At 40.3% G+C, this 24,717-nt stretch carries 23 protein-coding genes; 17 read left to right on the forward strand and 6 right to left on the reverse strand.

The window, feature by feature from the left end:
* Positions 1–286: 286 nt before the first annotated feature.
* Positions 287–1,507 carry an S-layer homology domain-containing protein gene (locus tag AC1TO6_RS14660; protein ID WP_482102364.1) on the forward strand — a complete coding sequence of 407 codons (1,221 nt, stop codon included), beginning with the start codon at positions 287–289 and terminating at the stop codon, positions 1,505–1,507.
* Between the two features lie 481 nt (positions 1,508–1,988).
* On the opposite strand, the gene AC1TO6_RS14665 is transcribed toward AC1TO6_RS14660, so the two are convergent.
* Positions 1,989–3,179, reverse strand: a complete 1,191-nt coding sequence (locus AC1TO6_RS14665) for a M14 family metallopeptidase (protein ID WP_482102365.1) — start codon at positions 3,177–3,179, stop codon at positions 1,989–1,991.
* Between the two features lie 480 nt (positions 3,180–3,659).
* Here AC1TO6_RS14665 and AC1TO6_RS14670 point away from each other — a divergent pair, with 480 nt between their 5' ends.
* The 6 genes from AC1TO6_RS14670 (at position 3,660) to AC1TO6_RS14695 (ending at position 9,464) form a co-directional block, all read left to right on the forward strand.
* Positions 3,660–4,325, forward strand: a complete 666-nt coding sequence (locus AC1TO6_RS14670) for a hypothetical protein (RefSeq protein WP_482102366.1) — start codon at positions 3,660–3,662, stop codon at positions 4,323–4,325.
* A 244-nt stretch (positions 4,326–4,569) separates the two neighbouring features.
* Positions 4,570–5,127, forward strand: coding sequence for a hypothetical protein (locus AC1TO6_RS14675; protein WP_482102367.1), 558 nt, complete (start codon positions 4,570–4,572; stop codon positions 5,125–5,127).
* A 1,161-nt stretch (positions 5,128–6,288) separates the two neighbouring features.
* Positions 6,289–6,642 carry a hypothetical protein gene (locus AC1TO6_RS14680; RefSeq protein ID WP_482102368.1) on the forward strand — a complete coding sequence of 118 codons (354 nt, stop codon included), beginning with the start codon at positions 6,289–6,291 and terminating at the stop codon, positions 6,640–6,642.
* Between the two features lie 254 nt (positions 6,643–6,896).
* Positions 6,897–7,355 carry an ASCH domain-containing protein gene (locus tag AC1TO6_RS14685; protein WP_482102369.1) on the forward strand — a complete coding sequence of 153 codons (459 nt, stop codon included), beginning with the start codon at positions 6,897–6,899 and terminating at the stop codon, positions 7,353–7,355.
* 141 nt (positions 7,356–7,496) lie between these two features.
* Positions 7,497–8,630, forward strand: a complete 1,134-nt coding sequence (locus AC1TO6_RS14690) for a TerD family protein (RefSeq protein WP_482102370.1) — start codon at positions 7,497–7,499, stop codon at positions 8,628–8,630.
* A gap of 300 nt (positions 8,631–8,930) precedes the next feature.
* Positions 8,931–9,464, forward strand: coding sequence for a DUF4352 domain-containing protein (locus AC1TO6_RS14695; RefSeq protein ID WP_482102371.1), 534 nt, complete (start codon positions 8,931–8,933; stop codon positions 9,462–9,464).
* A gap of 454 nt (positions 9,465–9,918) precedes the next feature.
* On the opposite strand, the gene AC1TO6_RS14700 is transcribed toward AC1TO6_RS14695, so the two are convergent.
* Positions 9,919–10,263 (reverse strand): hypothetical protein, encoded by a 345-nt coding sequence (locus tag AC1TO6_RS14700; protein WP_482102372.1) that lies wholly within the window; start codon positions 10,261–10,263, stop codon positions 9,919–9,921.
* A 361-nt stretch (positions 10,264–10,624) separates the two neighbouring features.
* Positions 10,625–11,107 (reverse strand): sigma-70 family RNA polymerase sigma factor, encoded by a 483-nt coding sequence (locus AC1TO6_RS14705; protein WP_482102373.1) that lies wholly within the window; start codon positions 11,105–11,107, stop codon positions 10,625–10,627.
* A 252-nt stretch (positions 11,108–11,359) separates the two neighbouring features.
* On the opposite strand from AC1TO6_RS14705, the gene AC1TO6_RS14710 reads away from it, so the two are divergent.
* Positions 11,360–11,860 carry a competence protein ComK gene (locus AC1TO6_RS14710; protein ID WP_482102480.1) on the forward strand — a complete coding sequence of 167 codons (501 nt, stop codon included), beginning with the start codon at positions 11,360–11,362 and terminating at the stop codon, positions 11,858–11,860.
* 345 nt (positions 11,861–12,205) lie between these two features.
* Here AC1TO6_RS14710 and AC1TO6_RS14715 read toward each other — a convergent pair whose 3' ends face one another.
* Both AC1TO6_RS14715 and AC1TO6_RS14720 read right to left on the reverse strand, forming a co-directional pair.
* Complete coding sequence (locus tag AC1TO6_RS14715) at positions 12,206–12,994, reverse strand: helix-turn-helix domain-containing protein (RefSeq protein ID WP_482102374.1); 789 nt, start codon at positions 12,992–12,994, stop codon at positions 12,206–12,208.
* Between the two features lie 165 nt (positions 12,995–13,159).
* Entirely contained in the window at positions 13,160–13,621 is a 462-nt protein-coding gene (locus tag AC1TO6_RS14720) for a hypothetical protein (RefSeq protein ID WP_482102375.1), read from the reverse strand.
* Positions 13,622–13,781: 160 nt separating this feature from the next.
* Between AC1TO6_RS14720 and AC1TO6_RS14725 the strand changes: the two genes are divergently transcribed.
* The 4 genes from AC1TO6_RS14725 to AC1TO6_RS14740 all read left to right on the forward strand — a co-directional run bounded on the left by AC1TO6_RS14725 (position 13,782) and on the right by AC1TO6_RS14740 (position 15,753).
* A complete protein-coding gene (locus AC1TO6_RS14725) occupies positions 13,782–14,042 on the forward strand; it encodes a hypothetical protein (RefSeq protein ID WP_482102376.1) in 261 nt (86 codons plus the stop codon).
* Positions 14,043–14,223: 181 nt separating this feature from the next.
* Positions 14,224–14,472 carry a hypothetical protein gene (locus tag AC1TO6_RS14730; RefSeq protein ID WP_482102377.1) on the forward strand — a complete coding sequence of 83 codons (249 nt, stop codon included), beginning with the start codon at positions 14,224–14,226 and terminating at the stop codon, positions 14,470–14,472.
* 481 nt (positions 14,473–14,953) lie between these two features.
* A complete protein-coding gene (locus tag AC1TO6_RS14735) occupies positions 14,954–15,301 on the forward strand; it encodes a MerR family transcriptional regulator (protein ID WP_482102378.1) in 348 nt (115 codons plus the stop codon).
* Complete coding sequence (locus tag AC1TO6_RS14740; RefSeq protein WP_482102379.1) at positions 15,298–15,753, forward strand: SRPBCC family protein; 456 nt, start codon at positions 15,298–15,300, stop codon at positions 15,751–15,753. The genes AC1TO6_RS14735 and AC1TO6_RS14740 overlap by 4 nt, the downstream gene beginning before the upstream one ends.
* Positions 15,754–15,908: 155 nt before the next feature.
* Here AC1TO6_RS14740 and AC1TO6_RS14745 read toward each other — a convergent pair whose 3' ends face one another.
* A complete protein-coding gene (locus AC1TO6_RS14745) occupies positions 15,909–17,201 on the reverse strand; it encodes an ATP-binding protein (protein ID WP_482102380.1) in 1,293 nt (430 codons plus the stop codon).
* A gap of 511 nt (positions 17,202–17,712) precedes the next feature.
* Here AC1TO6_RS14745 and AC1TO6_RS14750 point away from each other — a divergent pair.
* The 5 genes from AC1TO6_RS14750 (at position 17,713) to AC1TO6_RS14770 (ending at position 24,640) form a co-directional block, all read left to right on the forward strand.
* Entirely contained in the window at positions 17,713–19,194 is a 1,482-nt protein-coding gene (locus AC1TO6_RS14750) for a helix-turn-helix domain-containing protein (protein WP_482102381.1), read from the forward strand.
* A 166-nt stretch (positions 19,195–19,360) separates the two neighbouring features.
* The gene (hutU, locus tag AC1TO6_RS14755; RefSeq protein WP_482102382.1) at positions 19,361–21,040 is read left to right on the forward strand and encodes a urocanate hydratase; all 1,680 of its coding nucleotides are present in this window, start codon (positions 19,361–19,363) and stop codon (positions 21,038–21,040) included.
* Positions 21,037–22,299 carry an imidazolonepropionase gene (gene hutI / locus AC1TO6_RS14760; protein WP_482102383.1) on the forward strand — a complete coding sequence of 421 codons (1,263 nt, stop codon included), beginning with the start codon at positions 21,037–21,039 and terminating at the stop codon, positions 22,297–22,299. Before hutU ends, hutI begins: the two co-directional genes overlap by 4 nt.
* A complete protein-coding gene (locus tag AC1TO6_RS14765; protein WP_482102384.1) occupies positions 22,296–23,267 on the forward strand; it encodes an agmatinase family protein in 972 nt (323 codons plus the stop codon). The genes hutI and AC1TO6_RS14765 overlap by 4 nt, the downstream gene beginning before the upstream one ends.
* A gap of 44 nt (positions 23,268–23,311) precedes the next feature.
* The gene (locus AC1TO6_RS14770) at positions 23,312–24,640 is read left to right on the forward strand and encodes a YjiH family protein (RefSeq protein WP_482102385.1); all 1,329 of its coding nucleotides are present in this window, start codon (positions 23,312–23,314) and stop codon (positions 24,638–24,640) included.
* Positions 24,641–24,717 lie beyond the last annotated feature (77 nt).

Here is a 24,717-nt window from a genome sequence, read left to right on the forward strand (position 1 = left end):
CACCGTCATCTTTTTTAGCTAAGTATCATATGAGTGCTTAGTGGCACGATTTAAGCAATTGTTTCATGTCCATTTTTAAGGGGCTTGACCACAGGCACACAAACAATTAAAAGGATACTATGCATAAAAAGAAATTTAAAAGTTTTGAAACTTTTCTCCGTTTCCTCCGTCTATACGGTGCCAAATTCAGACGCAGCCGGCATGGAACCGGTTTGTTGTTAGAAGAGAAGGGGAGATATTAGATGAAGAGAAAAATCATGACAGCGCTTGGCGCATTACTGTTAGCGTGCAGCTTGCCGTTATCCGGCTCAGCGGCAGACAAGCAACTACAGCGAACGGCTATTACAAAGCAATCGCTGCGATGGCGGAAAAAGGAATTATCGGAGGATATCAAGATGGCAGTTATAAGCCAAATGATCCGATCAATCGAAAGAATATGGCGGCGATCCTTGTGAAAGCTTTTGATCTGCCACGTGACAGCGACGTAAAAAATCCATTCAAAGATCCGAATGGCATTACGTCAGATATACTCATCATCTACAAACTCGGTATAACAACAGGAACGACGCCTACTACATTTAGCCCGAATGCGGCGATTACGAGAGGGCAAGCAGCCAAAATGTTGAGAGCGACAGAAGAAGTGAAACTACCGACGACGATTACGCTAGAGGCGAGCGACTTCGAATGGGATCGGATTCGCACGATTGTTCATAATGGGACAGATAAAGAACTTGTCAAACCGATTCTTATAAACGGAAAAGAAGGCTATACGCAGGATAAAATTCAATTGATCCCTTTGAAGGAAGGGACAGGGAAACTTAACATTACGGGAATTCCTAGTGAGGGTTCCAATGCGAAAAACTACAAAAAATATTATGTAGACGTTAAAAAGGTGAACGGTGAACTACAGCTGACGTTAGAAGAGACAGAGGATGTTTTGCCGACAGAAGTGAGTATCTATTGGATGAATGAAAAGCTTCAAAACCTTTCCCTTTCTACGATGAATGGGGAAAAAGTGTCTGACAGTGTTCCTTTTAAACAAGATGCCAAAGGAGATCCGCTTTTAATGTCCTTTGAAATCGACAAGGCCGGTCAGTACATTGCTACTCTCCAGTTTGAAAACGGGGATGAAGTGCGCTACGGGATTGATGTAAAACAGAACGATGCTCACTTTTATTTTGAAATTGAAACGTTGAAAGAAAATCTTTCTGCTGTATACGATGAGGGAGCAGAAGCGGACATTGGCAAACATACAATACAAACAAATAAAGGCGTCGGAGAGGTCGCCACAATTACTAGAGATCCAGGCACTAATCTATTCCGCATCCACACGACTGGCGAGACAGAAGGCACGATGTACGTTGATTATGAGCACAGACAAAGCTACCGGTCGTGTGATGACACAGATTGTTATGCAGGTACTTGGAAAGGTTTATATGTGAGTGTTAAGCGTATGGGCTCCATTGTAAACCTTAATGTTAACCAGATGCTTGACATGGATCATTGATGCATGAATAAAAACATTCAATGAAAAAGTAATAACAACAATAATAATCCATCCTTGAGGTATAGCTCAAGGATGGGTTATTTCATCTTAAGAAAATCTTCATTTTTCCCCTTACTGCCCCTTAAGATTCGTCACCTATACTAACCTTAAAATCGATGCCTGTGCACCGCGTAATTCATTTCAGAACTTGGTACCATCCACTATTCCAAGTCCCATAACTGGTTAACCCTCATAAAAATGAAGTAGCCGCAGATTCTCGTGGATCAGCGGCTACTATATTGTAACGATTTTAGGTACCTGTGCAAGGTTTTATTCTAACAATTAACTACAATTACATATTTATGACCTGGAGATTAGATAGGCACCGATAATACAATCTCCATCTGCTTTTATACAATTGGGTGATTTGTCGGTTGTTTATTGTTACACAGGCACACAAAAAATTTGCCAACTATCTATTTAACATACTAGGTACCGCAGTTTACATATATAACCCTGCTAGAAAAATCCCTAACGCCTCTTGATAAATTTCATCAAACTGTTCTAATGGAAGCGGATTTATTCCTGATCCAAGTTCAACTGTGAATCCAGGTCTCCGCCATTCCTGAATAAACCAATCTTTATATCCAGCGTAGCTGTCAATTGTTTGAACCGGTTCGTATCCGCTGACCCTACTGAACTCGTTAACAAGAACTTCAGATTCGGGGGGTTCAAGGTTTTCGTACCCCCAATAAATCACTTCTCCCTGTGTATGAAAAGCGAGTACTCTTGCGAAATCCCGTCTTCTTGTCAGGTCCGCAATCGCAATAGCCTCAGGTTCGGACAAAGGACTTTCACCTCCATAATCTCTCGGACCCGGATTCTTAGGATTGCGGGCTCTTTCCAAATCCCAATTGGCAGGAAATTGATCATTGAGATCCACACCCCTTATATTGGCTTTCCACTCTGAAAAGTCCAAGCTCCCATTATTCCATTCAACAACGCTGCTTCGCCATGGCTCATCTGCAGGGGGACCCTTTAACACCAAATTTACGCCATCCGGGTTGACCATCGGAACAATGGATAATGTCGTTTGCTGGTAAAAAGGGAATGTGAAAAGACCGCGGATAGGCGTTTGGTTCGTTACGGAAAGCAGATAATCATTTAAAAAGGTCAAAATAATAGGGGTAGTAATCCATTCATTCGCATGAAATGAACCATTATAATGAACTCGTTTAGTTCCACTACCTACCAAGATTTCTGGTATTTCCAGTCCTAAAACGGAATTTCCGATAGGAGGGGTTTGCAAAAATGGATAAACGGCTAGTAACCTTCTGATATCATTCATAATGATGTCGTAATCATAGTTTTGTTTCCCGTTGATAAGCCTCCAGGTAATCCTTTTAGGAATTTTTACCACCTGTCCGACTTGCAGCCGGTTCGGTTCAAGATTAGGATTGACAAGGAATAGTGTATACAAAGGAAGATTTTCTCTTTGGGCAATCAACCATAGAGTATCTCCTGTTTGAATTGTATAATTGATAGCAACAAATCCTGGGATTTGAATTTTTTGACCTACCGTAAGTATTAGTGGGTTGATGTTTCGGTTGGAATCGATAATCAGTTGAAGAGGCATCTTGAATAGCCGGCTGAAATTCCAAAACGAATCTCCGGGTCTCACGAATATGTCCATGTCGTTCCTCCTCTTGGTTAAAAATACTTAGTAATAACAGTATATGAAGTATTGAGGATTTTAATTTCAGGTATTAGTGCAGCAATTCACTACATATTTATGAACTGGAGATTAGATAGGTAACTGATAATCTAAACTCTATTGGTTTTTTATATAATTGGGTGACCGCCCATATATCGGGTTGGACCGCCCGAATCTCGCGGCTGCCCGCTCATATATCGATTGAAACCGCTCGAAGCTCGTGGTCGACCGCTCATATATCGATAGAGCCCGCCCGAAGCGCGTGGCTGACCGCTCATATATAGAGGGAAACCGCCCGAAGTTCGCGGCTGACCACTCATATATCGATTGAAACCGCTCGAAGCCCGCGTCCGACCGCTCGTATATCGATTGAAACCTCTCAAAGCCCGCGGCAAACAATTCACTCTTCTGGTTAAAGCAATCGTGATGTGGGAATGGAATAGAAAGGAGGTAGATTAAATGGACACATATTTATATTTTATTTATGCGGCTTTATATACGATATTATTGGTTTGGGGATTATACGGCATTAGAAAACAAGATTTAGCAAGATGGACGAGTGTTATTTATATCGTAATATTGCCGCTTATTTTTGATAACTTGCTACTGGCAACAGGTAAGTGGATTGGTGAAGGAGAGCTACTAGAAAGCTTAAACTTTTCTCGTTTTTGCTTACATGCTTTAATCACACCCTTGCTTGTTATCTATTCGATCGGTACGTTACGGGAAAGTGGAATTGAATGGGCAAAGAAAAAGTGGCTATTAATTTTAGGCATTCTCTATACATTGGGCTTAATCATATTAGAATTTTCGATAGAAGTTATCGGGTTGGAACTTGAAGTAGTGAAAGAATACGGCGTCGTCAGCTATTCAAATGTAGAAGAAGCGACAGGTCCTCCTATTATGGTGTTGTTCGTTACACTAATTCTCATTGTGGCAAGTGCGATCTTATGGAAAAAAACGAAATGGCCAGTTTTCTTCATAGGTGCCATTGTTATGACTATTGGAAGTGCGATACCTATCAATGTAGATAGTGGGGCAGTGACGAACGCATTTGAGCTATTTTTAATATTTACATTAATTTGGACTAAAAGAAGGTTGATAACAAAACAGTTACATGTTTGAATTTAGCGTACCTGTGCAAAGTTGTATTCTGGCAAATCACTACAATTATATATTTAAGAACAGGAGATTAGAGAGGTAGTTGACAATCTAATCTCTATTGGCGTTTTATACAATCGGTTGAATTATTGGTTGTTTTTTGTTGCACAGGTACCGATTTAACATGCGGGGGCTTTCCCGTCATTTTGTATACGTAGTTACATTTCATTGTTATACTTTAAACAATTCTGAAAAGGGGGAAACATATATGAAAGCGAAACACTTAATATGTACGGTTGTTGCAGGGATTGGATTAATTGTCGGGGTGAATCAATTCAATGATACGAAAATAAGCTATGCGGATACAGGCGTGGAAGCGGCGACAATAGCCCCCCAAGCCGTGACGACTTTTGAGAACGAAGCGGTAGCCGTTGAACCCGAAGCGGTTGACAATGAGTTCACTCGATGGGCTGCGGAAATGAACGTAATGCTTTCCGAACCATTGGATGACCCAAAATTGAAGGAAGCGAACAACAATGAAGGATACGAATATTACTTGAAGGCTAAGAAAGTTGTCGAAACATTTCCGAATCACTATACAACTGAACCCACGGATTACGAAAAAGAATTCAATGATATGCATCTTCAATACGCGCGACTTTCACACGCCCAATTTGTAAGGACGGCGCATCTTGGTTCGGAAGGGCAAGCGAAAGATTCAACGCATCTTTCCGACCAATGGAGACTTACCGATGACACAATGCGTGAACCGTTTGCAGAATTGCAGCGGCTTATGAATGAATTCGATAATGCGCTCAACAACTAAAAAGGTGATATCGAAAAAAATTCAGGTGCTTAGAGATCATTCTGGTAATTCGCTACAATTACATATTTATAAACAGGAGATTGGATAGGTACTTGACTATCTAATCTCCTTTGGCTTTATATACAATTGGGTGAATTAATTTCAAGTACCTATGCAAGGTTGTATTCAGTTAATTCAATGCAATTAAATATTCATGAACAGGAGATTATCTATTTAACATAACATGTACCGAATTTTTTATGTATTGGCTTGCAGATAATGTGACACATGAAATGATTTCCCGGGAAATACCGACTCTCCTCGACATTTATTCCCATGAATTTCAGGTACTTGTGTAAGGTTGTACGCCGCGCGCCCGCCCAAACCTGCTCGCATACCGCTCGAATCCACTCACATTTCAGGCACCCGCTACGCCTCTCCTTCGCTAAAGTCTAATTCAAATGGCTTTGGCGGACTGCTTTCTGGCACGTTAATGACCCTCGATTCTTCCAAATAGTTCTCCGAATTCGTCGCATTGTCGCTTGGTGATGGCCTTACGCAATAAGCCCAGGGAGGGATTGAAATGCATCCCTCCTTGGTCTGATTGCTCCGGCTCACACTTGTCGCTCCTTCGCTAGATTTGTTCGTTTTACTAGTGAGGAATACCGGCTAGTCTATTCCAAATAAATAGTGCCGCATATATAGCGAGTGTTTTTTTTGACGACAGCAAGACGTCTTTGGCCTAGACGAGTGATGCCTTCACCCTCTATATAGACAAATCATTCGATAAAGTGGACAACGTATTGATATTTTTTTTGTTAATGTTAATAATGATTGCAACCATAAAAATGAACCACTTCTGCCAGGTTTTTTATCTGCGATTACCGCAAGACTTTACACTGGTTGCCAATGAGTTTACCAATGGGGTAACCTCCAGAAAGTGCAAATTTACAAAGTGAAGGATTTTGAAAGTAAAAAAAGCCTAACTCCTCTGTATCTTGAAAGAGGAATTTAACTTATGATTTACGTGTCCTTTTTATGCGATTGGGTGAATTGTTCGTTGTTGTTTGTTGAAATTTTTTTTGAACTTTTCATGTAGCATTAACAGCTAAGAACTATCGTCTTTCTTTTTGTGAATCATATTTCATAAGTGAACCTAACATTGTAAAAATAACTAAGATTATGATAATAAAAATTAAGGCTATCAAGAATAATGACCAAATATTAATTAGGGTTTTAATTAATACGACAAATAAAATAAGTGACAAAATTCCTAAAATAGTTTTATTCACTATGGTATCTTTATCAAATAAAATACTTTTCACTATGTACCATAAAGATATAGACAAAATAACTATTCCAATTAGTAATAACAGTATGGGGATAACTAAGTTCTTAAAAAAAGATATATTTTCTTTAGAACTGAACATTAAATCAATGATTGATGCTCCTGAATTCATTTCTATAATAAGTGGTGCAGAAAGCTTGTTGGAAATGATGAATAAAAGAAATATAGAAAAAATTGCCGAAGCATAAATTAGGATATCAAAGTTACTGATTCTTTTTTCCTCCATCTTCCTCCTCCTTTCATAATTGAACTTATGAGCCGAAGATTGATAAAATTACTATGTAGGAGGCCGAGTTCTAAAACAAATTTAATTCAAAGGGAACGCTGGCATTTTAATTTCAGTTAATTTAAGGTACCTAATTATCTAATCTCTGTTGTTTTTTCAATGTACAGGCACTATTTTAAAATATATAATTTATTGTTAGAAAGTAGGTTGATAGTTATGAATAATGATTCGATTATTAAAATGTGGGAGGATTATCGAAAAAATAATCCAAACGCACCGAAAGAATATGAAGCTTGGGCATTTGGCGATTCAAAAGAAATGGCTGATGAACTTGCAAAGTTAGTGTTAGATGTAACTAAAACAGCAACAGCGTCAAATTATACTTTATATGATTTGGATAATGAGGAATTACCGTATGTTGGACTTCACAATATTATCCTGGGTGGCGATGGAGAGGCAGTTGCAATAGCGGAAACCACATTTGTAGAAGTGGTTCCTTTTGATGAAGTATCGATTGAACATGCGTACTTGGAAGGTGAAGGTGACCGTACCTTGAATTATTGGCGGGAAGTCCACGAACTCTTCTTTAAAAAAGAAATTAATAATATAAAGCAGGATTTTAATGACAAAATCCCTGTTGTTTGTGAAAGGTTTAGGCTGGTGTATAAAAAATAAAGTGCATTAATTATTTTCACTAAATGGTACGTAACGAGTGGTCAGTTGTTTGCGAAAGGGCCTTGTCTGCCGTCGGGGTCGAAGGTGATGGTGGAGGTGCAAGAGAGGGTTATTACTAGATAATAGATAGGGAGTGAAATCATGAATATTTCACGAGGGCAAAAAGTTGATATTACGAAAAATACAGCAATTACGGATATTGTTGCCGTTATGGAATGGACGACCGCCAACAAAGAGATTGAAATCGATGGGGCGGCATTTTTGTTAGAAAAAAGTGGACTTTGTAAAAATGATGAGGGCTTTGTATTCTATGGACAGCCTTCGAGCGAAGATGGATCCGTAAAGCATTTTTCCTCTACATGTGGGCAAAATGAAATCCATTTATCATTGAACCAGATTCCAGATACGATTCATAAAGTCGCACTTACCATAACAATTCATGAGGGAGAGAACAAAGGGCATCGTTTTAGTGCAGTTTCTTCCGCCAGATTACGATTGAAAAATCGATTGAGTGGGGAAATATTGTTTTCATTTACTTTCGGGGAAGAACTACAGCAAGAGACTGCCATTGTTGTTGGTGAATTCTATCGACATAACGGCGAGTGGAAACTGAACCCGGTGGGGAGTGGCTTCAATGGAGGACTTCCTTCTTTATGTAAAAATTATGGATTGGATGTAATGAATGAACCAAGCGCTCCTGAGCCTGTTGAGGAAAAAGAAGAAGTGAAACCTTTAATCGTTACCCTGAAAAAGAAAGAAACGATATCAATTAAGAAAACGGCTAAAGTAGTTTCGACACTGGAATGGAAAAGTAAAAAGGATTTGGACTTATACTGTTTTTACGTCACGAAAGATGGACAAGAGGGGAAAGTCTATTATAAAAATCTAGGTAGTGCTAGTAAGACACCATTTATCACGTTGGATGGGGACTCGATGAATTCTGGGAAAGAGACGATTACTGTTCATAATCCATCACAGCTAAACTATGTTTTATTTGCGGCGTACAGCGCGGTTTCCAATGGAGTCGGCAGTTTCAAAGCAATGAAAGCAAAAGCCGTTGTCGATAATCAGATGGAACAAAAAATCACATCTCCTTTATTCGAAAATAATAAGTTTGCTTACTGGGTAGCAATCGCCAAAATTGATTTTACAGATAAGGACGAGATGAAAGTAAGTCATGTGGAGTCATACTCGAAATCAGGTATAGAAAGATCCCCTCTCTTATATAAAGATGGAACTTTTAAAATGGATGTAGGGCCTGAGGAATTTAAGTAAGAACTTAAATTTCAAGTACCTGTACAAGACTGTATTCTGACAGTTCACTACAATTACATATTTAAGAACAGGAGATTAGATAGGTACCTGATTATCTAATCTCCATTGGCTGTTTATACAATTGGATGAATTGTTGGTTGTTTTTTGTTGCACAGAAACAATTACAGCAAACAAATCGAGTCACATATTAAATGTTGACATTACTTGCCGCCGATTGAATTTAATGGGTTTGACCATGCTGGGTAATAGATATATAGTAAGTACTGATCTATAAGATGGACAATTAGGAGGAAAAAAAGTATGAAATACAAAAAAAGAATTACACTTATTTTAAGCTCATTAGCTTTAGCCCTAGTGCTAGGTGCTTGTGCAGAAACAGAAGTGAAACCAGTGGAGAACACGACTCCAAAAGAACAGGAAGCTAAAAAAGAAGAACCAAAAAAAGAAGAATCTAAAGTATATGGTGTTGGAGATACCGTATCTGTCGATGGTATGGAAATCACTATTAATTCTGCTACATTTACTGAACCCGCGGAATATTCCGAGTCGGTGAACGGAAAAATAGTTACTTTGGATGTAACGGCAAAAAATACTAACGATGAGCAAGCGTTTATTGATAATACGGAGTTTGCGATTTATGATGCCGAAGGTACAAAAATGGAAGACTACTATGGCTATGACGGAATGGCGATTAGTGATAATGTCAATGCAGGAAAACAATTAAAAGGCAAACTATATTTTGATGTAGTAGAACAAAAGGAATACGAACTTATCTACACTCCATCTTTCAGCTTTGATAGCAAAGAAGTTATATTTAAAATCGCTGTTCAATAATCAACGAAAAGACAGGGAATAGTCCTTGTCTTTTTTGCATTCAAATTACAAGGGGCGGCGCTAATAAAAGTGTTTTTATAGAGTGAGATTTGCACTATTTTATATACTTACTCGATGACCTTCTAAGACCTTTCACCCCTTGTAGACCAATACTCGTAATAGATGAAGCGATAGGAAAACCCCATCCAATTAAATTGACTCAATCATACTGAATAACTTCAAGAGAATCAATCTAGTGGAAAAAATAGTGAATATACAAAACGGAGATTTGAACCCGTGTTTCATATGAATTAGGGCTCAAATTTCTGTTTTGAAGCGGAAAACAGGGTCAAATAATTATTTTGAGAGTTTTAGTTATTTGTGTGTGAAAATGTTAAGAGTATACGCTGAAGTTTTGTAATTAATTAATCCCTCATCTCCATTACTTCTATTGTACAACTAAAAAATACGAACTTTACTGGAGAATACGAGGATCCCCCGTCCTTAATTCAAAATCATATCCGTTTTGAATCATTAACAGCTCTAATGCGGTTAGGTGCGGAAGCCGTTCTGCAAATAAAACTGCAGCATCACGACTAGGGCATCCAAATGCCTCAAGTTCGAAGTCAACAATTAACGTATCGTTCTCTGCTTTTAACATGTAAACCCTTAGAACGTGGCCTAGAGCCTCCGCTGACTGATCATGAATCATGGTCAATACATTTGCGCCATCCATACCCGGACAAATGAATATGTCATGGACTTCCATTTCTTCTTGTAAACCCTCAGGTAATACTAATTTAAGATTGTTTTCGGTCATATAAATCCCTCGCTTTACTTTTTTTGTAGACAATACATTAAATAGTCTAACTATAATTACCTCAAGATTCGGTGAAATCCATAGGTGAATTTTAATGTTATGCGATTGGATTTCACATTTTAATAATTCAATAGTTATGTTTCTAAATAAAAGAATTGTATTTCTTAGGTCCAGTCGTTTAGAGACGGGGTTGTCTCATAGGGCGGGAAATCACCGACCTATAGGGCAACCCCTTTTCTCGCTGTCTAAGTTTCATGCGCCAACTCCTTGGGTCATAAGACGGTTGGGCTATGCAGCAAAGAGCACCGCTCCGCCGACCCGGCTTATGCCTGTCGGAGCTTAGCTGCGCCTTCCGCTTTTCTTAGGATAATGCACTTCTTAATTTCACCAGCGCTCGATATCTTCTTTTCCTAACCCCTTCAAACGTAATTCCGATTCGCTCAGCACATTCTGTAAGCGTATGTCCTTCTATGAATAGCCATTGGATAAGTTCCTGCTCGGCAGGGGGCAATACGTCCAGTGCATCCTTAAGTCTATTCAGCATTTCTTTCTGGATAGCGATTTCCGACGCCATTAGATACGCCAAAGATTCGTCATCCGTCGGCATGTTATGCTCTTCAAATCCGTTTTCCATTTTTAATTCATCCAGTATGCCACCCCGAATGCTTCGATAGGCAAATGGTGTGAAACTCCCTTTCTCTCGGTCAAAACGGTTCCACGCTTGCCATAAAGCGACTCTTCCTGCCTGCCTGAAACTGTCATGGTTGCGGTGAATATTTAATTTGCGGATAGATGCAGAAATCATCGGTTCATACTGCTCCAAAACGTCCTCGAAAGTCATCATTTGTGCGGCCTTCCAGACCGTGCACGGTGCTTTGTATTCCCGGGTGACTACATCGTAGTGCATTTGAAATAGGGAAACCAATGTGTATTTAGGACGTTTGGGGGACCATACGTGATGTATCGTTAGCGGAAAATGACATTTAACACATAATAATTACATTATTCATCATATTTAGATAAATTTGCTTGTATCTTCATAAGTAAATGGTATCATACATATATAACAGGTAAAAAGGGGGATTTTCATTTGAGAATGTGTGATTCTTTTTTAATTAACCGAACAGTATTGGCGGTTAAATCATTTTTCATTGGGGAAAATAAAAGTGAAATTATTACAACGCATGGTACATATTACTCCAAGTTAAAACCACTAGATCTACTCAATAAGGCGTGCATTAATAATTTTTCATCGTGGCAGGGACGTACAGAGTTTGCAAAGGATTTGTTGAATTATTCAAGGAAACCACCGTTCATTATAGTACCTAACGAAATTGGTGTATTTCCAACAAAATCATCAGAATGTCCGGATTGTGTCTTTATTTTTAATCATCATATTAGCGTAGAAGAAGTGGCAAAAGGCCAATCAGTAATCACATTCATGCCGGGGATTTCCATTACCGTGAAAATCTCGAAACACATCATACTAAAGCAATACCAACGCCTCCACACACTGATGAGCGTAAGCACTTTGAAGAATCAGGAGAAGGAATTATATGATAGAGAAAATGGTTTCAATGATAGAAAAGCTAAATAAGCGAGAGCGCTAGAATTGTATAGTGATCAGTGAGGGGGAATCATTTAGGTAGTTGTGCGTGATGTTGTTTAGTCAATTCACTACAATTAAATACGTATAGACTAGGGAATAGATCCGTATCTATTCTCTTTTATGTTGTTGAATCCAAGGGTTGATTGGGCATACCCCGTGGGTCCAGCAAAATCTAGGAGTTGTCCAACAAAAGCCCAGAGCTGTCCAACGAACTCAGCTAAGTTCCCAACCAAACCCCGTAGATGCCTAACTATTCGTATCCTGTGTTCAACTCATCTCCTCAGATTTCCGATGCACTTTGAATTCTCAGAAAACGTACCTCAATTATTTATTTCACCGATAGAAAAACCCCTCAAATGGCACGTCATAATCCATAAATGCCTCACTAAACAAAGCCTTGTCGATGAGTTCGCGCAAGACGCCTGAATAATAGCCAGGTAGATTCCTAATGTTTTTAAGCTTTGTTGTTTGAATCGAAATCCGTAGTGCTTGCATAGCTAATTGCTCGAACAAATCCCCTTTGTCTTCGTGAATACTGAATTTCAGCATTTGCAAGGACTGTTTCCGGTAGACGCCGTAAAAGTTGCGTGCCAATTTACTTTCTCCGATTGTTGAAGAAAGAAGAGATTTCATCTTCCCAAAAAGTGTAGTGGGCACAATTTCCGAAGGAGACGTTCTTTTAAGATCTTTAGTACTTAGCGCTTTAGAAAGAAAAGCTTCGTTTTGCGGTTTAGCAGGTTCAACCTTACTGACAGAAGGCTTTTCGTCATCCTTCGGGGTGTTCAATTTCGACTGGTCATTAGTAGGTTTAATGACATAAATGTTAGCGCCTAGACCGCTCATGACAGGGCGGATATAGTGAATGCGTTCGATGATTTCAAGCTTTTCTAACTTGCGAATGGCGCGTCGTACAGTTGCGTTGGATTTCTTAATGGCCTTTTCGATAGTTTCGTGTTTCAAATGTGCAGCACCATATTTAACAGAATAACGACGGATCATATCGAGAACAGCCCGCTCAGTTTGGTTCATTTCATTCCAGTGCGTGAGTACATGTTGCCTAGTTGCAGCATCCAAATCGTGTTTGTTTGTGAAGTGTGCGTATCCAGAAAGGTAAGTTGTCATAAAGAATGTCCCCTTTATTCTTTATATAGAAGAAAAGTGAGGGAAAGTGGACAACAATTTGAAAATAGTTTATTTAATTTTATTGGAAGTAGGCAAGCACATTGAAAAATAAGAAATTTAGAGCGGGGAAATGGGGCATACTACCGCGTTGGCGGAAACTGCGTGTTAATGATAATCCCACAGTATCCACCACTCACCTTCATCTTCTGCGACATATACTTCTTGTAGGAAGCCAAACTTTCCATATTTACCTTCATAGGTTTGAATGACAGTAAATTTATAAGCGACATCAAATGGTTGTGCTTCTTCAGTCATTGTCCAACCCTTGATTTTACTATCTTCATTTATTGTAAATTGGAAAGTTTCGGTACCAAAATGGCCAACGAAAACATGTAATCGGTCAGTCATGAACTGTGTTTTGCTCCATCTCTCTTTCATTAAAGGGTGAAGCAATTCCCAAGAATCAGCAAAGTCACCTATTTGTTCATGCGCATAAAACGCTTCGACTACTTTTTTAGATTGATAGCTCGGCGAAAACAGGAAATTAATAGAGCCTATCAACACAAGTAAAGAACATATGGATATGAGAACAAAAAGTAAGAGCTTGTTACTTTTCCTTTTTCTCATCATAAATATCCCCTTTGTTAAGTTAATCTATATGAATAGGATATGATTTTAACTAGTTTATTATCAAAAAATACACAGAGAATGGAAATTTCTTAGTTAATTAAAGAAGGATTCCGACTTCTTCTGTCGAATTGATGATGTAAAGAGGAGGGATTAATGTATGACGGATGAAGAAAGAAATGATATCGCGGATATACTGTTACACAGTCTTTACGACTATCACTTTGCGAATGATGGAGGAAGTTATGCATTGCCCAGAACTGTACTTGCAGACGTCAATAGCAAACAGGCGATTGAATACCTGATCGAACAGGAATATGCCGAGGATAGCGGGCAAGGTTCGGATAATCTGGTTTTAGCGATTACACTGCAAGGTATGGATTATGTCAAAAACAATGTACTGGAGGCATTATACATTTAAAAGGAACATCCTCATGCGGCGTTCTTTTTGTTTCATCGATTGAAATAGATAGAGTACTGATTTAGGATATGCCGGAACCTTATGAAGTGGCGATTGGGGGAGCGCGTACCTGCGTAGTTTAGTAAAGAAGGATTCCCATCTCTTCTGTCGAAATGTGTATAGAGAGGAGAGGGATTTAAGCATGATGAATGAAGAAGGACATAAACTCGCGGATGTACTGTTACAGAGTCTTTACGACTATCACTTTGCGAATAATGGAGGAAGTTATACATTGCCCAGAGCAATGGTACAAGCAGATGTCAATAGCAAACTGGCGATTGAACAACTGATCGAAAAGGAATATGCCGTGGATAGCGGGCAAGGTTCGGATAATCTGGTTTTAGCGATTACACCACAAGGTATGGAATATATCAAAAACAAAACACTATAGGCATAAAGCGTAAAAAGGAACGTCCTCATGGGGCGTTCCTTTTTTTTCGATTGAAATAGATAGAGTACTGATTTAGGGTATGCCGGAGTCTTATGAAGTGGTGATTGCGCGAGGCGCGCAGCTGCGTAGTAGGAGCAAACACGGTAGTAATGATAATGGATTAGTTTAGGGTAGCTCACTAGGATGTCCAACCAAGCCCGGAAAGTGTCCAACAAACAATGAAGTTTCCAACGAAACCACCAAAGCGTTAAACACAGCAGCAAGTGTCCACCCCCCTTACAAAGGAGATAAACAATTATTTTTATGGTTTTAGGTACCTGTGCGTGAAAAAATCCGGTAAATACGCTACAATTTTATTATAAAATAATTAAAATAAGTGTCTGTCTGACGAATTTTTTTCATTCAGGTACTACTTCCTGCAAACTTCAATTGACTCAGTGGTGCACCCTATCCTTTAAGATTTCATTAGGGGAGGAATTACATGTACAAAATAAGCGAATTCAGCGAAATGACAGGATTGAGCAAGGAAACCCTACGCTATTATGAGCAGGAACAATTACTGGAACCTGCATTCGTGGATTCATCCAACAACTACCGTTATTATGACGACGGTTCATTTTTTCTGGCAGTGTTGTTGCAAAAACTTCGAAGTTTCGGCTGTACCATTCAGGAAATGAAAGATGTCATGCGTGATGAGTCGTTTGAGCATTTGGAAGAACTTTTACTGAAAAAGAAACAAAGTTTACAGATTGAGATGGAATTAAAACAACAAAAGATATTGGATATTGAAGCATTTATCCAAACTGGGAGAGAGGAGCAAGACGAATGATTTGGAGAGAAGAACGACTGATTGATGCCCCAATTGATGTCATATGGGCTCTATTTGAAGAAGAACAGGCAACACGTATTATGCCAAAAGTATTGGAGAATCGCTGGATTGAAAAAAAACCTGAAATGACAGGCTCAACTTACAATCAAACCTATGAAGAAGGGAAACGAAAAGAAACGTATGTGGTGGAAATTACGGAATTTGAGGACACAGTCAATCGAAAGCATAAGCGAATTCAATTTCAGCTGGCACGTGCATTTGAAATGACTTTAGGATTTACATTGGAAAAAGTAAGTGAAACACAGACAAATTTGATTTACTCGGGCTCGAACCGCGGCATCAATTTTGTAGGGCGTGCCATGCTAAAACTCGGTGGTGGAAAAAATGGGGATCAAGTGATTCATGACTTCATGGATCGCGTCAATCAACAAGCCATGCAAGACATGAAATGACGTGTATTAAAAGTATTATAAAAAAAGAACGTCCGTAAACTAATCATTATAGTTTAACGGACGCTTATTTTTTTCTAATCCAATGATTTACGTGAACCTGGGAAATGTTCCTCCTTCAACATCAATCGAACAAATTAAACAAAGTATACTTACCTTCACTTTGTTTGTAGTTCCATTTGTTGTTGTTGGAAGGCTGGGAGAATTAATCTAAAACATGTACCTTTACCGAGTTCACTGCTTACATGAATGGTACCATTCATGCCTTTGATGATACTATAAGAAACCATCATTCCAAGCCCCGTACCTGTTCCCTTATTTGAAAAATAGGGTTGGCCAAGACGATTCATTTGTTCTGTTGACATTCCTATACCTTGGTCTCGAATATCAATTTTTACTGTATCTTGGAAACCGGACAAGTGAATTTGAAGTTTTCCTTGATTTGAATTCATTGATTCTATTCCATTTTTCATAACATTAACCAAGCATTGTTGGAATTTTTTTCTTTCGCCAAGCGACATAAAATGGATTTTCTCTGGATTGTATATTTTTTGCTCTATTTCAATTCCGTTAATTGTTGCTAAATGACAAATCACATCGACAGCTTGTTGTATTTCTTCATTAATATTGATCTCTTCATTTTTACCTGAGGCTGGTTCAGCAAAGGTTAAGTAATCATTGATGATATCGGTAGCTCGATCTATTTCATTTAAAGTAATACTAATGAATTCTTTTCTTGTTTCAGGGGAGACATCATTAGATAATAATTGAATATACCCTCTGCTAACTGTGAGTGGGTTCCGAACTTCATGTGAAATACTAGCCGCCAAGTGGTGAACCATTTGGAGTTTTTCTGCCTTAATCACGTTTTTCAATGAACTAGAGAAACTATAAATTGCTTCCCATAGGATTGTTGAAATAATAATTCCCACTATATTAATACTATAAAACACCACGAGAAACAAACCTGTTATATAACCCGTGGAAAAAAAGAATTCTATTAACTGACGAGTCGTCAGAACAATGACCAATAGTGTCACTGAAAGTAAAAGTTTTTGCTTCAAATTCATTTTCAAATAATATTTGGAAAGGATGCAAGTTGCAATTCCGGTAAAAATAAGTACTACAGATGCTGTATAAAAGCTCGTCCCTAGCATTGAGAAACTAATAAGAAGAACGACACCAATTTGTATCAAGCCTAGTTTATAACCACCATATAGACCACTTAAAATAATTGGAACATAGCGTAAATCCAAAAAGTTATTTTCATTTGCGTATACGGGAAAAACCATACACAATACCAGAAAGACAATAGGGAATAAAGCGATTTGCCAATTTTGTAACTCTCTGGAACGGTAAGCATAGTTAGCTATATGTAGAACTTGTAATAAACAGAGAGCTAGTAGGATAAACAGAAAATTGATGAGCAAATCTTTTGTGATAAGATCCAAATGAGCACCGTTCCCTTTTTTTGTAATGGTTTTATAAGATCGAGTGTATGTTTATTTACCGAATTAAGGAAATTACCTTGTGAATAATAGGACGATTATCGATGGTTTCTCATCGTACTTTTTCCATTTAATCTGCATGGTATCACAAGAGGAAGTGAGTGAAAAAACAGATTACTTAAAGTATACCTTATACAATTTAAAAATAATATAATTATTTTTCATATAGTAATTTTGATTAATTAATACATAAAAAGGAATATAATGAAGTCTTTTACCCAGTAGTCGAATCTGGGAGTCCGCAGTTAGCTCACTAGATGTCCAACTAACTTCGTAAAGCGTGCAACGAACCCGGCTAAGTATAGCAGTATAGTTGTGAACTACACACCGCAGATCATATCCCCTCCTATTCAAAAGAAAAAACAGCGTATATAATTAGAACTATAACCAAATCTCATTATCTACACTCGATTTTTAAAAATATAAAACTACTTATAAAAGTGATGTGATTTATTTGCAAATCCATTTAGTAGCAAAGGACAGACTGGAAGCAGAAGGGATTCGATGGATCATTGAAACCCATTTGTCTGGTGCAGTTATGACGACTTTTAGTACGTTGGAAGCGTATGTCCGCCAATTTGAAAACGACCCGCCCGATTTACTGTTATTGGATATGGATGCTTGGACCTATGAAAACGAAGGCATTGAAGATTTGTTGCAGAAAGTGACGATTCGCTGGATCGGGATCTCCTCCGAACGAATTTTTCAAACTGCTTATCGTGGCCTGCGCTTTCATGCAGAGGATGTGTTGTTTCGGCCATTTTCTCCAACGGATTTAATTAAACAAGTGCAGCAAGTCCGCTATCAGTTGAGAAATAAGCAGCGTGAGAACGCAATCAGGCTTAGTGCTGTAAATACGGATGCACCGATTGACTATGCCGATTTGTTCTTTTTGGAACGGATGCATACTGAGTCGATTGCGATGTCCGCTTTTCTACCGAAAAAATTGGAGGCATTGCCTTTAATCTACGATGCATTGCAACGGTTCCCATTTACCAAAAAGATTCAGTTTTTTGCATTGACTGAATTTGTCCTTTGTGTCCATGACTTAGTGGACCGAGACTTGTTCCAGGAGGAATACCGTACGTTTCTTGTGCAATGGAAGGAGCAAGTAGGGGAACCGCTGGCCATTGTGTGTCATGAGCCTTCATCCTCCCAGTCCATTAAAGAAACGTATGTCCAAACGAAAAATAGAACAGAGGAAATCTTTTTCGAAGGCTATGACATTATTTTGACGGATCACGAGCAAGTCCATTGGTTGCCGATGGATCCGTTCCTCACGCCGCTTGAACAGCGGGAATGGATTGAAATGTTGGAAAAACGGAATGCGAAAGGGATCCGTGACTGGGTTGAAAAAGAATTCCTGACTTATAAAAGACCGTACCCTGATCCGGAAATGGTCCGCGTTCGTCTAACAAGTGTCCTTGCACAAATCCGGCGGTATATGAAATCTTATAAATTGCAAACGGATGAATGGGAAGCAGCCTATTATGCGGTATTCCAAACAATCTTCCAAAGTCCAATCATTTACGAAATGGTGCAGGAATTGCTTGCTTTCACAACCCGCCTCATATCAGATGAAACCGCAAACTTGTATTTACGAGAAGGCGAGCAATCCCTTGTAGAAAGAACAAAGGCTCTGATTGAATCGAATTACTGGGACGCTCAATGGGGACTAGGCGACTGCGCGGCTTCCTTACGCATTAATAAAAGTACATTAAGTCGTCGATTTTCTGTGGAGTCACAGCAATCGTTTCGTGTAGTCTTACATAACGTACGCATACAAGAAGCAAAGCGCCTGCTTCAGGAAACCGATTTGTCGATGGAGGAAATTTCTCGTTTGGTCGGTTATGTACACCAAAGCTATTTTACAGCGAAATTTAAGCAAATAGAAAAATGCACCCCTTACACTTATCGCACGGGCATTAACAACTGACATCCATTTCATAAAGTGAAATGGATGTTTTTTGTGCAACAAAACGTAAAATAAACAAATTAGGATAACTTTTGAGTTATTAAACTTAAAATAGTCAATAAATCATAAATTATTAACTGAACTTTCCCCATATAATGAATACATTAAAGAACAGGGGGCGTTACTTATGAAAGCGGTTGCAGCAGAAAAAGTGATTCGATATAGAGGGACAGAATTGAATACAAAGGGTTGGGGACAAGAAGCAGCTCTACGTATGTTGATGAATAACTTGGACCCCGAAGTGGCAGAGCATCCTGATAAACTAGTCGTTTATGGTGGGATCGGGAAAGCCGCTCGGAACTGGGAAAGCTTTGATGCGATTGTAAGATCGCTTAAAGCACTAGAAAATGATGAAACATTACTCGTTCAATCGGGTAAACCGGTTGCTGTTTTTAAATCACATACCGATGCACCACGCGTTCTCATTGCCAATTCAAACATCGTTCCGGCGTATGCCAACTGGGAGACGTTCCATGAACTCGATAAAAAAGGGTTAATGATGTATGGGCAAATGACGGCGGGAAGCTGGATTTACATCGGTTCACAAGGCATTGTGCAAGGCACATACGAGACATTCATAGAGCTAGCGAAAAAACATTTTAATGGTAGTTTGGCAGGAACGATTACTGTAACAGCAGGACTTGGCGGCATGGGTGGCGCACAACCGCTTGCAGTAACGATGGCGGGCGGCGTTTGTATCGGCATCGAAGTGGATGAGACTCGAATTGATCGCCGCATTGAAACGCGTTATACAGATGTGAAAACAGATTCATTGGATGAAGCCATCCGTCTGGCCGAGGAAGCTAAAAAAGAAGGAAAAGCATTATCCATTGGCTTGCTCGGCAACGCTTCTGAAATTTTACCTGAAATGATTGCGCGCAATTTCACGCCCGATGTGTTAACAGACCAAACGTCCGCACATGATCCATTAAACGGCTACATCCCTACAAACATGTCACTACAAGACGCTGAGGTCTTGCGTACGAATGATCCGGAAGCATATGTCAAACTGGCGAAAACGTCAATGGCGGTACATGTTCAGGCGATGCTTGATTTGATGGACAGAGGGGCAATCACATTTGACTATGGCAATAACATTCGCCAAGTCGCGAAAGATGAAGGCGTAGAAAATGCATTCGATTTCCCAGGGTTTGTTCCGGCTTACATTCGTCCGCAATTTTGCGAAGGGAAAGGTCCTTTCCGCTGGGTTGCATTGTCAGGTGATCCGGAGGATATTTATAAATTAGATGAAGCGATTTTACGTGAGTTCAGCTATAACGAACACTTATGCAATTGGATTCGTATGGCACAGGACAAAATTGAATTCCAAGGACTACCAGCTCGCATTTGTTGGTTTGGTTACGGGGAACGCGCGCGCTTCGGGAAAATCATCAATGATATGGTGGCAAGCGGTGAATTAAGTGCACCAATCGTCATCGGTCGCGACCATCTGGATTCAGGATCTGTTGCTTCTCCGAACCGTGAAACAGAAGCTATGAAAGACGGATCAGACGTTGTTGCGGATTGGCCGATTTTAAATGCCATGATCAATGCAGTTGGCGGCGCAACTTGGGTTTCATTGCACCACGGTGGCGGTGTCGGCATGGGTTATTCAATTCATTCTGGAATGGTTATTGTGGCAGATGGAACGAAAGAAGCAGAAATTCGACTTGAGCGTGTATTGACGACAGACCCAGGAATGGGCATTGCACGCCATGCGGATGCGGGCTATGAAATTGCTGAACGAACGGCTCGTGAAAAAGGCGTTAATATTCCAATGCTTGCGAAAGGAAATGATCCACAATGACAAAACCGCTATTTATTAAACATGCAGCTCAGCTAGCGACGCTTACTTCCGCCGAGAAAGGACCTCGCTCAAAAGAAGCGATGTCCGAACTTGGCATACTAGAAGACGGCAGTTTATGGATTGAAGACGGCATTATTCAAGCGGTTGGATCAACAATCGATCTTGAAAAGCGCTATGCAGACCGTTTACTTGAGGCGGAAATTGTAGACGCTACGGGCCATCTAGTGACTCCTGGGTTAGTGGACCCCCATACGCATGTTGCTTATGGAGGCAGTCGTGAACGTGAATTTGAGATGCGTTTAGAAGGTTCGACATACATGGATATTATGAATGCGGGCGGCGGAATCCATGCGACAACGAGGATGACACGCGCTGCATCGGAAGCGGAATTGATTGAGCAAACGACTCGACGCCTCGATTTGTTCCTTGAACACGGGGTTACGACAGTCGAAGGGAAAAGTGGTTATGGAATGGATTTGGAGACGGAGTTGAAACAACTTCGTGTGATGAAGACCTTGCAGGAAACACATGCCATCGATATCGTGCCGACCTTTATGGGGGCGCATGCTGTTCCGGTTGAATACAAAGGGCGGGAAGACGAATTTGTCGATGTAATCATAAATGAAATGTTGCCTGTGATTGCCGAAGAAAAGCTTGCTGTATTTAACGATGTGTTTTGTGAAAAAGGCGTGTATACACCTGAACAATCAGAACGCGTATTGGAAGCCGGTAAACGTTTGGGATTAATTCCAAAAATTCATGCCGATGAAATTGAATCATACAGTGGGGCAGAGCTTGCAGCAAAGGTCGGTGCCATTTCGGCGGAACATTTACTAAAAGCTTCCGATGAAGGAATCCGGGCAATGGCGAAAGCAGGCACGATTGCTTGCTTGCTTCCTGCAACCGCGCTGTATTTGCGTGAGCAAGCAGCAGACGGGCGGAAAATGATTGACGAAGGCGTTGCTGTCGCCATTTCTACGGACTGTAATCCCGGTTCATCTCCAACAACGTCCATGCCACTCGTTATGAACTTAGCTTGTATTTCTATGCGATTGACACCTGCTGAAGCACTAACAGCGGCCACGTATAATGCAGCTTGCGCCATTCAATGTGAAGATAAGGTGGGTTCTCTTGAAGTGGGCAAACAAGCGGATATCGTCCTATGGAATGCGAAAAACTATCAAGAAATCCAGTACTTCTTTGGTGTGAATCATGTAAAATCTGTGTGGAAAAAAGGCGTGCAGGTGGTGGGGAAATGAAGCAGAGATGGCTTCAAGCACCTGAATGGTCGTGGAATGTAGCAGGACAAGAAGTGACACATGTGCATCAATGGGTTCAGCCACTGAACGATGGAGAAGCTAAACCGGATCTCATTCTATATGGTTCGCCGCTTTCTAGGTCATCGATTAGTGTCTCGGGTGCCTCATTGTACCCGAATGAGTTTCGAAAATTGTGGAAAAGCTTCGCCACTTATAATTTAGATGAAGATATCGACTTAAGTGCTTTTCGAGTTGTAGATGCAGGTGATGTAGAGATGCATACGACGGATATCCCGTTATCTCATCAACGGATTCAAGAAGCAACGGCTTCTCTTGTAGCTAGCTATCCGGATACGTTGACCTGCATGATTGGCGGAGATCACTCGACGACAGCATGTGCCATTCGAGGGATTAAGGGGGTTCATCCAGAGCGAACAATCGGAATTTTACAGTTGGATACGCATCTGGATGTACGAGATCCGGCAGAATTAGGTCCGGCGAATGGAACGCCAATTCGGCAACTGATTGAGGGCGGCGTGATTAAGGGAAAGCATATCATCAACGTCGGGTTGCACGGCTATTATAATGCAAAACCGCTCGTGGACTATGCCAAGCAGCATCATATTCAAATGGTGACTCTCAAACAAGCTCGCATGCAGGGCATAATTGAAACGATTCAAGCAGCACTTCAACAATTATCTGCGGAAGTAGATTGCGTGTATGTCACTGTAGACATGGACGTGCTGGATATATCCGTGGCGCCGGGCGTTCCGGCATCTACACCAGGCGGGATGACTGCGATAGAGCTGTTTGATACTTTGCTTACGATCGGCAAGCATGAAGCTGTTGAGCATATTGACTTTGTCTGTTTGGATCCCAGCAAAGATTCCGCGGTTTCGGAAACGGTTAAGGTTGGGGTTTATGGGTGGTTGCAATTTGTTACTGGTCGCGTGAGTCAGTTGAAATAAACAGCATTGATGAAGAATTCGGGGAAGAGGGAAGGGGTATAAGTATGACGACAAACCAAGAGGTGAACAGACAGATAGAAGTAACAAAAGCTCCGCAAATGTGGAAATTCTTTGTGTATAGCATTATTGGCGCTTTCATGTTCTTTATTCCCGTTACCATAGCGGAGAAAAACTCCATAATGCTAGATCATATCGTCACATTTATCCAAACGTATGCTACACCTGCTTTGCCTTATTATGCACTGGCGATAATTACAGCGGGTGCCGTCTACCCATTTGTATCGGGAAAATGGAAGAAGTCCAATGTTGACACCGTTTTTTCGTTGTTCAATATTGTTGGGTTAATTGTCGGGATAATGCTCGTCTTTCAGTTTGGTCCGGCATGGTTATTTGATCCGAATATGGGGCCATTTCTATTCGATAAACTCGTAATACCTGTGGGACTACTCGTTCCGATTGGTGCTGCTTTCCTTGCTCTTTTAGTAGGGTATGGATTCCTCGAATTTGTCGGTGTATTGGCAAAACCGATTATGCGCCCCATTTGGAAGTCACCGGGTCGTTCTTCAATAGATGCTGTTGCATCTTTTGTTGGCAGTTATTCGTTAGGGCTTCTCATCACCAACCGTATCTATAAAGAAGGAAAATATTCGGCGAGGGAAGCGGCAATCATTGCGACTGGCTTCTCAACCGTTTCGGCAACGTTCATGGTCATTGTCGCTAAAACATTAGGATTGATGGAAATGTGGAACACTTTTTTCTGGGTGACACTCGTCGTAACATTTGCAGTAACAGCCATCACCGTAAGACTTCCGCCATTATCCAGAATAAAAGATGACTATTATGAGGGGGCAACTCCGCAACCCGAAACTGAAATTACGGGAAGTCGTTTTGTGGCAGCGTGGAGCGAAGCGAAAGCAACAGTGGCGAATGCGCCAGGTTTACTGGAGAATATCCGTGTGAATGTAAGGGACGGTCTGGTTATGGCGATGGCGATCCTCCCATCCATTTTGTCGGTTGGCTTACTCGGATTGGTGTTGGCGGAATATACGCCTGTATTTGACTGGATAGGATATATCTTTTATCCGTTCACATTAGCCTTACAGCTACCGGAACCGATGCTCGTTGCGAAGGCAAGTGCACTTGGGATTGCGGAAATGTTCTTACCCGCATTATTGGTGACGGAATCTGTCCTCATCGTGAAGTTTGTCGTCGCGGTTGTCTCTATCTCGGGCATCATCTTTTTCTCGGCATTCATCCCTTGTGTTGTATCAACAGAGATTCCAATTTCAATTCCTCAGCTCGTCATGCTGTGGGTTGTGCGCGTTATCTTAACCCTTATTATAGTGACGCCGATTGCTTATTTGATACTTTAGATGAATTGAAATAAAAGAGAGGCTGCATGGAAAAGTCACGTGTATTCGGACTTTTCCATACAGCCCTTTTTTTGTCG

It is taken from the genome of Sporosarcina sp. Y352, assembly GCF_056786535.1.

Excerpts from the sequence above, each read along its gene's own strand:
- AC1TO6_RS14690 (WP_482102370.1), top strand. The coding sequence starts at position 7,497 with ATGAATATTTCACGAGGGCAAAAAGTTGATATTACGAAAAATACAGCA.
- AC1TO6_RS14705 (WP_482102373.1), bottom strand. The coding sequence starts at position 11,107 with ATGATGACTTTCGAGGACGTTTTGGAGCAGTATGAACCGATGATTTCT.
- AC1TO6_RS14665 (WP_482102365.1), bottom strand. The coding sequence starts at position 3,179 with ATGGACATATTCGTGAGACCCGGAGATTCGTTTTGGAATTTCAGCCGG.
- hutI (WP_482102383.1), top strand. The coding sequence starts at position 21,037 with ATGACAAAACCGCTATTTATTAAACATGCAGCTCAGCTAGCGACGCTT.
- hutU (WP_482102382.1), top strand. The coding sequence starts at position 19,361 with ATGAAAGCGGTTGCAGCAGAAAAAGTGATTCGATATAGAGGGACAGAA.
- AC1TO6_RS14710 (WP_482102480.1), top strand. The coding sequence starts at position 11,360 with ATGTGTGATTCTTTTTTAATTAACCGAACAGTATTGGCGGTTAAATCA.
- AC1TO6_RS14700 (WP_482102372.1), bottom strand. The coding sequence starts at position 10,263 with ATGACCGAAAACAATCTTAAATTAGTATTACCTGAGGGTTTACAAGAA.
- AC1TO6_RS14670 (WP_482102366.1), top strand. The coding sequence starts at position 3,660 with ATGGACACATATTTATATTTTATTTATGCGGCTTTATATACGATATTA.
- AC1TO6_RS14725 (WP_482102376.1), top strand. The coding sequence starts at position 13,782 with ATGACGGATGAAGAAAGAAATGATATCGCGGATATACTGTTACACAGT.
- AC1TO6_RS14685 (WP_482102369.1), top strand. The coding sequence starts at position 6,897 with ATGAATAATGATTCGATTATTAAAATGTGGGAGGATTATCGAAAAAAT.
- AC1TO6_RS14740 (WP_482102379.1), top strand. The coding sequence starts at position 15,298 with ATGATTTGGAGAGAAGAACGACTGATTGATGCCCCAATTGATGTCATA.
- AC1TO6_RS14680 (WP_482102368.1), top strand. The coding sequence starts at position 6,289 with ATGATAATAAAAATTAAGGCTATCAAGAATAATGACCAAATATTAATT.
- AC1TO6_RS14730 (WP_482102377.1), top strand. The coding sequence starts at position 14,224 with ATGATGAATGAAGAAGGACATAAACTCGCGGATGTACTGTTACAGAGT.
- AC1TO6_RS14765 (WP_482102384.1), top strand. The coding sequence starts at position 22,296 with ATGAAGCAGAGATGGCTTCAAGCACCTGAATGGTCGTGGAATGTAGCA.
- AC1TO6_RS14720 (WP_482102375.1), bottom strand. The coding sequence starts at position 13,621 with ATGAGAAAAAGGAAAAGTAACAAGCTCTTACTTTTTGTTCTCATATCC.
- AC1TO6_RS14770 (WP_482102385.1), top strand. The coding sequence starts at position 23,312 with ATGACGACAAACCAAGAGGTGAACAGACAGATAGAAGTAACAAAAGCT.
- AC1TO6_RS14675 (WP_482102367.1), top strand. The coding sequence starts at position 4,570 with ATGAAAGCGAAACACTTAATATGTACGGTTGTTGCAGGGATTGGATTA.
- AC1TO6_RS14715 (WP_482102374.1), bottom strand. The coding sequence starts at position 12,994 with ATGACAACTTACCTTTCTGGATACGCACACTTCACAAACAAACACGAT.
- AC1TO6_RS14735 (WP_482102378.1), top strand. The coding sequence starts at position 14,954 with ATGTACAAAATAAGCGAATTCAGCGAAATGACAGGATTGAGCAAGGAA.
- AC1TO6_RS14695 (WP_482102371.1), top strand. The coding sequence starts at position 8,931 with ATGAAATACAAAAAAAGAATTACACTTATTTTAAGCTCATTAGCTTTA.